This window comes from Flavobacterium sp., from assembly GCF_043778725.1.
In the GTDB taxonomy this organism is placed as follows: Bacteria; Bacteroidota; Bacteroidia; order Flavobacteriales; family Flavobacteriaceae; genus Flavobacterium.
Genome location: NZ_JAYWFT010000118.1, coordinates 1 through 10069, shown reverse-complemented (window position 1 = coordinate 10069; position 10069 = coordinate 1). Strand labels below are relative to the sequence as shown.

At 29.2% G+C, this 10069-nt stretch carries 9 protein-coding genes; all 9 read left to right on the top strand.

Going from position 1 to position 10069, the window contains the following annotated elements; all coding sequences use genetic code 11:
* On the top strand, positions 1–1458 hold a 1458-nt coding region (locus ACH2CG_RS11285), incomplete at its 5' end, for a tail fiber domain-containing protein (protein WP_395065224.1).
* 125 nt (positions 1459–1583) lie between these two features.
* On the top strand, positions 1584–2501 hold the full coding sequence (locus ACH2CG_RS11280) for a polysaccharide deacetylase family protein (protein WP_395065222.1): 918 nt from the start codon (positions 1584–1586) through the stop codon (positions 2499–2501).
* Positions 2498–3334 carry a GNAT family N-acetyltransferase gene (locus tag ACH2CG_RS11275; RefSeq protein ID WP_395065220.1) on the top strand — a complete coding sequence of 279 codons (837 nt, stop codon included), beginning with the start codon at positions 2498–2500 and terminating at the stop codon, positions 3332–3334. The genes ACH2CG_RS11280 and ACH2CG_RS11275 overlap by 4 nt, the downstream gene beginning before the upstream one ends.
* Before the next feature lie 7 nt (positions 3335–3341).
* Positions 3342–4733 carry a hypothetical protein gene (locus ACH2CG_RS11270; RefSeq protein ID WP_395065218.1) on the top strand — a complete coding sequence of 464 codons (1392 nt, stop codon included), beginning with the start codon at positions 3342–3344 and terminating at the stop codon, positions 4731–4733.
* Positions 4724–5803 carry a glycosyltransferase family 4 protein gene (locus ACH2CG_RS11265; RefSeq protein WP_395065216.1) on the top strand — a complete coding sequence of 360 codons (1080 nt, stop codon included), beginning with the start codon at positions 4724–4726 and terminating at the stop codon, positions 5801–5803. Before ACH2CG_RS11270 ends, ACH2CG_RS11265 begins: the two co-directional genes overlap by 10 nt.
* Positions 5804–5928: 125 nt before the next feature.
* Complete coding sequence (locus ACH2CG_RS11260) at positions 5929–7071, top strand: glycosyltransferase family 4 protein (protein ID WP_395065214.1); 1143 nt, start codon at positions 5929–5931, stop codon at positions 7069–7071.
* On the top strand, positions 7068–7874 hold the full coding sequence (locus ACH2CG_RS11255; protein ID WP_395065212.1) for an FkbM family methyltransferase: 807 nt from the start codon (positions 7068–7070) through the stop codon (positions 7872–7874). The genes ACH2CG_RS11260 and ACH2CG_RS11255 overlap by 4 nt, the downstream gene beginning before the upstream one ends.
* Positions 7875–7885: 11 nt before the next feature.
* The gene (locus ACH2CG_RS11250) at positions 7886–9430 is read left to right on the top strand and encodes a glycosyltransferase family 2 protein (protein ID WP_395065210.1); all 1545 of its coding nucleotides are present in this window, start codon (positions 7886–7888) and stop codon (positions 9428–9430) included.
* Positions 9431–9433: 3 nt separating this feature from the next.
* On the top strand, positions 9434–10030 hold the full coding sequence (locus ACH2CG_RS11245; protein ID WP_395065208.1) for a hypothetical protein: 597 nt from the start codon (positions 9434–9436) through the stop codon (positions 10028–10030).
* Positions 10031–10069: the final 39 nt, after the last annotated feature.

The following is a 10069-nucleotide window of genomic DNA, read 5'->3' as shown; positions in this document are numbered from 1 at the left end:
ACGCAAGGAAATTTGAACACATTTTTAGGTCAAGGATCTGGAAGAAATAATACTACAGGGAATAGTAATACTTTTGTTGGTGCAAATTCAGGATTAGGTCTTATTTCAGGAACAGGAAATATTGGAATTGGACTTGGTGCTTTTAGCGGAAATAATCAGGCAATTGGTGTTGATAATATTGTCATGGGAACTTACAGTAGAGGTGGAAGTGGAATTAGAAATGTCGCAATTGGATTTCAATCAGGTGAAAATTTAAATACGGGTAATTATAATACTTTTTTAGGATATGTAATACTTCCTACTACTGGAAATCCATCCAATACTATTATTCTTGCTGATGGAGCATCTAATCAACAACTTTATATTCATTCTAATGGAAATGTTGGTTTAGGTTTGTCGAATAATGTAATACCTCAAAACAGATTAGAGATTAATAGTACTGCTTCAGGTGTAATTCCGAACACACTTGGGTTAAGATTTAAAAACTTTAGCAATAATAATATTAATGTATTAACAAGTGGTGTTGGAACTCCAAATAAGGTTTTGTCTGTAAATAATAGTGGTGATGTTATTTTAGTTGATGATAATGGTGGTGGAATAACTAATTCATGTTTAACAAATTATTTAATACCTGTAAGTAATTCCACAGGTAATTTATCATGTGGTCAAATATATGATAATGGCGCAAGTGTATCAATAGGAACTACGTTAACAAATAATTCATCCATAACTTGTAGTTCTTCTGGATATGCAACTTTAGCCCTTGGTTCTCCCAATTCAACGGGTAATATAAAGCTAGATGTAAATGGAATAACTAGATCGATAGCATATTTTGCAATATCAGATAGTAAATTTAAAAAAGATATTAAACCAATTGAAAATGCAATGCAAGCCATAGAAGCTATTGATGGTAAAACTTATTTATGGAACAGAGAGGCTAACAAAGATATGAATTTTGATAATGCGAATCATAGCGGTTTTATTGCTCAAGAAATAGAAAAAGTATTACCTCATTTAGTTGCAACAAGTCAGAATGGTGAAAAAGCAGTAAATTATATTGAATTAATTCCCTATTTAGTTGAAGCGATAAAAGAACAGCAAGTTCATATTAAAGAACAACAAATTCAAATTATTGATTTGCAAACTCAAATTTCAACAAATTTTAAATTTCAAAATCGAGATTTATTAAAGTATAATAACACAAAAATTATTAGTGTTTCACCAAATCCATCAAAAGACATAATTACTATTTCATTAACTATAGAGAAATCTGTTCTTGCAGCATCCTTGCAAGTATTTGATGTTGAAGGTAAAATGTTAGATAGTTTGACTATTAACGAGAGGGATAACAATATAACTAAATCAATACTAAAAGAAAATTTTGAGAAGGGTGTTTATATTGTTTCTCTGAATATAAATGGTGAAATTATTGATTCTAAAAAGATAATTTTTAATTAATTAAAAATAAAAAGCTTCACTAATTGTGAAGCTTTTTTGATTAGTATTGATAATATGTTTTTGAGTTCCAAAAAAAACTATGATATTTGATGAATTATTTTTTTTAATAGATTACAAGGAATCAAATGTTAACAGTTAGTAACTATCATTATATAAGACCAAATTTCAATACTAAATATCCTAGTATTTTTGGTGTAACACCTGATGAGTTTGAAAAGCAATTGTTGACTTTAAAGAATCATGGTGATTTTATAAGTCCAATAGATTTGGTTTCTAATTTAGAGATGGTTTTAAAATCTAATGTTAATTACTTTTTTGTCACTTTCGATGATGGATTAAGAGAACAACATAAGTATGCTTTACCCGTTTTAAACAACCATAAAATACCTGCTGTTTTTTTTGCAAATTCTAGGAATTTTCAAGACGAAAAAGTAAGCACAGTTCACAAAATTCATCTTTTAAGATCAATTCTTTCACCTCTAGATTTTATTAAGGAAATTAATAAACTTGGATTTTTTTTACAAATAGATATTGACCAAGAAAAAGCAAAGAAAATTTACATTTATGATGATGCACAAAGCGCAGTTTTGAAGTATATTTTAAATTTTAAGATTAATTTTGTAGAGCAAGAAAGAATGATTAAAGTAATTTTTGATTCTTTTTTTGATGAAAATGAGATTTTAAATGAGCTTTACATGAGTAAGGATGAGGTTGTCGAGTTGAGCAATAAAGGATATTTAGGCAGTCATACACACAACCATTTTCCAGTTGGAATGTTAGATAAAAAGGAGATGAAATATGAACTTGAAAATTCAAAGTTATATTTTGAAAAACTTACCAACTCCACTATAGAATTGTTGGCTTATCCTTATGGAACTCCAGAAGCATCAACAATTGAAGCAGCTAATATTGCGACTGAAGTTGGTTATAAAATTGGTTTTACAACTACAAGAGGCGTGAATACCAATCAACAAAATAATTTATTGTTACATCGGTTTGATTGCAACGATTTGCCTGGTGGAAAAAATTATATAAAAATATGATAACAAGAGAAGCAAATAACAATGATTGGGAAAAATTATTTTTATTTTTCAATCGTGTATATAGAGAAAATCATCCACTTCAAAACTATGATTTTTGGAATTGGCAATATGGCAATAAAGAATTTGGACGATCTTTCATTTGCTTAAATGAGGAAGATAATATTGTTGGACATGTTGGTGCCAATTTTGGTGGAGAAATGGCATGGATTATTAATGTTTATTTGGATGAGGAATGTCGTGGTAAAGGTGTTTTAGGAAAATTATATTCTTTAGCTAGAAGTTATTATCCTCTTGCTGCTACAGCTGCAAATAAAGCTGGTTTAGGTTTGTATCAAAATATGCGTTGGATTAGATATTATGATTTGGTTCGATACGTAAAAATTAATCCAAAGGTAAGTAATGGTACTACTGAAACTGTTTGTGCTAAAATTGTAACCAGTATAGACGAGTTGGCAATTACCAATGCGCATTACTTTAAACAGCCTTCCATAAAAGGAATAATGTTAAATGATAAATCTACTGCAATTAGCCAAGAAGAAGTTGGAGGATTAAGGGTAGTAAAAATTGAAGATTTAAAAACATTAGAACAACAGGCTTGGGAATTAGGATATAATTGGATGGATTATATCACCTCTTGGAATGATTTGAAAACTAGAGATTTAGAAAAAAATGGGTGGAAATTAGATTATAATAGTGTTGTGCCATGGCGATTAAATCCTATTGAAAAAGATTATTTTTGTGATATTACGTTTTTATCGGAAGAACCTATAGATAAAGAATTTATTGTTCTTAGATCATATTCAGACCACGGAAGAATTGGTAGTTTAATTTAAAATAAAGATGAAAAATTTAGGAGTTGTAATTACTGATGGTGTTGGTTTTAGAAATTTTATTTTAAGCGATTTTATTAAAGAAGCTAAAAATAAGTTTGATAAAGTTATAATTTTTTCGTGTTTGCCTAAAAGCGTATATGAAGATTTCAATTTAAACTGTGATATTGTTGAGCTTGAGGTTTATAATGAAAACTTTAAAACATGGTTTTATAGAAAAAGTAAAGAAGTTGCTCATTTACAATTACATCGCAAAAACAACTTTGGAATACAAGATAATTTCAATAGTAATAAATCAAACTCTAATACTAACAGAGGTTATGCAACAAGATTTATAATGCAATTTACATCTTTATTTCATTCTGAAAAATGGATTTTAAGATATAATTATTTTCAACAAAAATCTTTTAAAAATAACTCAATAACTAAAGATTATTTAAAACTATTAAAAAATCATGGAATAACAAATCTCTTGTTTACCCATCAACGTCCACCGTATATTGCACCTTTAATTTATGCAGCAGAAATTTTAAAAATTAAAACAATAGCATTTATTTTTAGTTGGGACAACTTAGCGTCTAAAGGAAGAATGGCTGGAAATTTTGATAATTATTTGGTTTGGAGTAGTTTAATGGAGACCGAGTTGCTTCATTTTTATCAATCCATAAATAAGAATCAGGTAGCGGTTGTTGGTACGCCTCAATTTGAACCTTTTATTCAAGAAAAATATGGTTATACTAAAGAAAATTTAATAGCTAAGTTTAATCTTGATGCTAATAAACCCATTTTGTTTTTTACATGCAATGACTCAAGTAGTAAAAACGATCCAATTTATTTAAACATTTTAGCAGAATTTATTGAAAAAAATAAATTAATTAAAAAGGTTAATCTTATTGTAAGAACTTCTCCAGTTGAAGAGCCAGAACGATTTAATACTATTGCAGAAAAATATAAATTTATAATTTGGAATTTTCCAGATTGGACAATAAAAAGAAAAAATCATCAAGAGAGTTGGTCACAACGAGTACCGTCTATAGAAGATTTAAATGATTTAAAATCGTTATTATATCATTGTGATATAAATATTAATGTGCTATCAACAATAACTTTAGACTCTTTTATTTTTAATAAACCTGTTGTAAATCCTGTTTTTGGTAACAAAGAAAATAAAATGTTTGACGATCAAAAATTTTTAAAGTACCAACATTTATTTAACTTGGTAGTATCTAAATCATCTGAAATTGTAAAAAATGAAGATGAATTTTTAACTGCAATAAATAATTTATTAAGCGGAAATGATAATCGCATGATTCAGCGTAAAGAGTTTTTAAATTTACAGATTGGAAAACCTCTTGAAAATACAGGAAAACGAATTGCAGAAACGCTATATAAATGGGCATAATTCACCAAAAAATCGCAATTTTATGCAACTATGAACTTCTACCGCAACGTGTAGGAGGAATGGATTATTTCTTTTGGTTGTTTAATGAAAAGTGTAAAGAAAAAAACATTGAAGTACATTGGTTTTTTCCCAATATAGCAACCCATGGCAATTATAAAAACTTCAATTTGTATGCAAGCAACCACGATAATGTTGAAAATTATTTTTTAGAACACCATTCTCAAAATCAATATTCGCATATAATTACGCATTTTGTAGAATTATGTACTCCTTTTTTTAAAAATGTAAAAAAAAATAGCAATGCTACCATCATAGCAATTGATCACAATCCGAGACCATTGTTGGGCTATTCTTTTAAGAAAAAAATAGAAAAAAAAATTAAAGGTTTTTTGTATTCTAAATACATCAATTTGTTTGTAGGCGTTTCCAACTATACCGTTGATGAAATTATTAAAGATTTTGGAAATCATGTAAAAAAGAAAACCATAACGGTTTATAATGGTGTTATTATTGACGATATAAAAGTCAGAGAAATAAGAGATTATGATAACCCAAGCTTTCTCGTAGCCTCACATTTAAGAATGTCTAAAGGAATTCAGGATTTAATTGATGCTGTAGCACTTTTATCGCCAGTATTGAAAAATAAAATTACAATTGCTGTTTATGGTGATGGTCCATACAAGGAAATACTTCTAGAAAAAGTGCGGTTACTCGGTCTAGAAAAAAACTTTACATTTGAAGGAAGTAAGTCTAACTTAAAAGAAATTTTTTGTAACTATGACTATATGTTGCAGCCAACTCACATGGAATGTTTTAGCTTGTCAATTCTTGAAAGCCTTGCAGCAAATGTTCCAGTTATAACTACTAATGTTGGTGGTAATGAAGAAGCAATAGTCAACAATACAAACGGTTACATATATAAAGCCAAAGACTATATAGCATTAAAAAATATTCTAGAAAAAATACTAATGCATGACTTGAAAATAACTAAAAACACAAGACAACTTGTAGAAGAAAAATTTTCATTGTCGAAAATGGTTGATAATCACATTAATTTGCTGCAAATCTAGTAGTTACAGTAATTGCTTTTTTAAGTGATAATGTGGGCTGTTGGGGTTTGTTATTTAAATTTGTTTAAAAATAAAGTGCTACTTTTGAAACGTATAAAAAAATAGTGATTTAAAAAAAAATAACAATGAAAATTTGTTTTGTAACCCTTGAATATCCACATCCCAAAACTGGTACATCAGGAGGAATAGGTACAAGTATTTTAAATCTTTCTAGAGGATTAGTTCAATTGGGTCATCAAGTTTCTATAATTATTTATACACAAGATTCTGATGAGCAGTTTCATGAAAATGGAATAGACTTTTACCGACTTAAAAATGTAAAAGTAAAAGGGTTTTCGTTGTTTTTCTCTCAAAAAAAAGTAGAAAAACTAATCAATTCTTTGTACCAACAAAAAAAAATTGATTTGGTTGAGGTTCCAGATTGGACTGGATTCTCGGCATTAATAAAAACAAAATGTCCGCTAATTATTCGATTAAACGGAAGCGACACCTATTTTTGTCATCTTGATAATAGACCAGTTAAACCTTTAAACAAATTTTTAGAAAAAAGAGCCTTTAAGAAAGCTGACGGAATTATTTCTGTAAGCGAGTTTACCGGAAATTTAACCAATAAACTTTTTAATCAAAATCGTGTCTTTAAGGTTATTCCAAACTCTATAGACATAAGCGAATTTGAAAGGTTAGAAACACCACAAGAAGTACAAACAATATTCTATTTTGGTACGCTAATAAGAAAAAAAGGATTGCTAGAATTGCCAGCTATTTTTAATGAAGTTTACAAGCATAATAAAAATGTAAAACTTGTTCTTGTAGGTAATAATGCTCTCGATATTTTAGAAAATTGGACACCAACATGGGACTTGATGCAACCTTTGTTTGATAAAGAAGCTTTTAAAAATGTAATTTATCACGGTAGCGTACCTTATAACGAGATAAAAAAACATATTAATCAAGCCACAATTTGTGTTTTTCCTACTTTTGCCGAGGCTTTACCTGTCTCTTGGATTGAAGCAATGGCATTACAAAAACCAATTGTTGCCAGCAATATTGGATGGGCAAAAGAAGTAATTGATGATGGTATTGATGGATTTTTAGTGCATCCCAAAGATCACTTAATATATGCCAAAAGAATAATTCAACTACTAAACGATTCGAAGCTGCAAAAAGAGTTTGGGTTTAATGCGAGAAATAAAGTAGCATCTAAGTTTAGTATTAAGGTTGTAGCGGAGCAATCTGTAGTATTTTATAAAAATTTCTTGCCTAAATGAAAAAAAGAATAAAGAAAGCAATTAGTAAAATCATTCCAAAAGGAAAGTTGAAAGAGCGCATTAAAATTGTTTATTATAATTTTATGAAACCCAAAGGCGTTTCTTATGCTATTTCTTTTCAAGATAATGAATGCATTCATAAAACCTCTTTTAGCGAAATGACCATTTTTTCTAAAGATGCTATTTATCCAATTCTGGATGATTTTAAATATTATCAGCATTTTTATACTGTAAAACATAACGATATTGTACTTGATGCTGGTGCAAATGCCGGAATTTTATCCATCTATTTTTCAAGAAATATAGGACAATATGGAAAAGTTTATAGCTTTGAACCTGACGATATTAATGTAAATCTTATAGAAGAAAACATGCAGTTAAATAAAGATTTGCATAACAATATTGAAATTTGTAAACTGCTGCTCTGGAATAAAAATGAACTTGTAAACTTTGAAGAAGCAGGAACAGAAGGCTCGTCTGCGGTGCTGTTTTCTGGTACTAACAATGCAGTAAAAAAACAAGCAGTAACTATAGATTCTTGGGTAAAAGATAAAAAAATAGACAAACTAAATTTTATAAAAATGGACATTGAAGGTGCCGAAATTGAAGCGCTAGAAGGTTGTGTGGAGACCATGAAAACCTTAAATCCTAACTTTGCTATTGCCTCTTATCATATTGTTAATAATGAACCAACATACATTGCCTTAGAAAAATTCTTTAGCAAGATGGATTATCCATATAAAACCATCACGTTTAGAAAAAATGAAATAATTACCTTTGCCGGACCATCTATATTGAATTAATATACCATTACATGAAACTAAATTTCAAAGAATACACCAATAATAACGGAGAAATTATTCTCTATACAGGAAATCCAAACTTGAATAAGTTGGAGCAATTGTCACTTCAATATGGCGATATTTGGCACAGCTCATTTGAACAAGGATATAAAAATGCATTTTCAGATATTGTATATCAAACGGTAGTGTTCTTTTGGTATGTAAATGATTTTGACAATCTAGATAATTGTGTTAGTTGGAGAATCAATCCCAATGCCTTTGCTGTAAGAAAAACAGTTTGGGAACAATTAAATGGCTTTGATCCAGAAATAAAAAATCTTCAATTACAAGCTTTAGATTTTGGCTACAATGCTGTTCGAAATTCGGGCGCAATTCCTTTATATACCAAAGGTTTGTATGACAGTACTACGATAGAAAAAATCACTATTTCTACTAAGGATAGGTATGTTTTTTATATTAAAAATTTCAAAATTGATCACTCACTTTTTATGCTTTATAGAAAAGGAATATGGAAAATTAGTGAATGGAATGCCTTTTTCTATGCCAAAAAACATTTTAAACAAAGGGCATTTCCCAATGTAATAAAACTAAGAGCATTAAAAGAAATAAAAGGAAACCCTACAGTTAGTTACATTATTCCTACCATGTTAAGGCAAGATTTTACACTAACCTTATTAGAAGATTTAAAAAATCAAACCTATAGACCAACGCAAGTAATTGTTGTTGATGCAACACCAAGTCAAAGTAGAGATGAGTCGTTGTATAAAAAAGAAAATTATCCATTTGAGGTACAATTTATATGGCAAACATCTGTAGGAAGTTGCCGCGCTCGTAACGAAGCAATTAATTTATGTACAGGAGAATTTATTGTATTTGGCGATGATGATATTAGAATTCCATCAGATTTTATAGAAAAACATATAAGCTTGTTACAAACATACGATGCCGGTGGTTGCAATGGGCTAGACATTAGAGCAGATCATCAAAAACAAGATTTGGAGGACTTAAAAGTAAAATTAAAAAATTATAAAAACGAACGATGGATTGTTGGTGCTTCGTTAACTTTTAGTAATGCTAACTCGTGCGTTAGAAAAAAATATGTAGATCAAGTTGTAGGTAATGATATTAATTATGATGGTGGATATGGCGAGGATAGTGACTTTGGATTGTCGCTTGTTAAAGAAGGAATCATGATTTTAAATAATCCATACGCAACCAATTTACACTTAAAACCACCAGTTGGAGGTTATCGTTTTTGGGGTACACAAGCCAAAATTATAGGTAAAAAAAGAAAAATACAACCATGGGAATTGGATACGCCTGTAAAAAATGTGCGACCTGTACCGAGTCCTACAATTATGTATCAAATTCACAAACATTTTACGCCACAACAATTAATAGAATATAAAAATAAATATTTTACAATGTATTTGTTTAAAGGTAACAAATGGCAATTACCATTAAAAATTGTTAAAATGCCATATCGATTGATACAATTTAAAAAGTCGGTTTTCTATGCCAAAAAATTAATGGAATTAGGAAAAAGAACACAGTAAACAATGATACAATCTGTAACTTTATTATCTGAAAATATAAAAATCACTGTTGATAGTGCAATCAAGTATAATAAATTTATAATTGATTGTCAATCGGTAATCAATAAATCTAGCTTTTTTACTATTCAAATAGATTTTACAGATCCAGTAAAACTCATTAGAAACCACAATTACACTTGGACTGATGCAAATTGTGATTTTATTGCCAATGAGTTTTCTCCCAAAATAATTAAATTGAGTAATGGCTTTTTTGTGCAGCCTAATCTTCAAATTGGTGTTTGGGAATTCGAAAAAAAGAATCCGTCTAGACTATTATGGAAATTTAATCCATTAAACTCTAAGCCATTAACGTTTTATACCGGAAACTCTAACGAGAAGATTATTGCTCAGGCCAATTCTCAAATAAATTTTATAGAAACGCCTGCATTATTGTTTTCTAATAAAAAACCAATTGAGTTTAGTAGATCTAAAATTCCGTTTTCTGCAATAGCTTGTTTTACCGATCATTGCGACTTTGATACTTTAGAAAACCTCCAATTGTGGACATGCCCCAAAAAGTTAGACACTATTTGGGGCATTTTTTATGGAAAGAAAAGTTAAATATGATTATGCATTTAAAGAAGATTGCATAAAATTAGT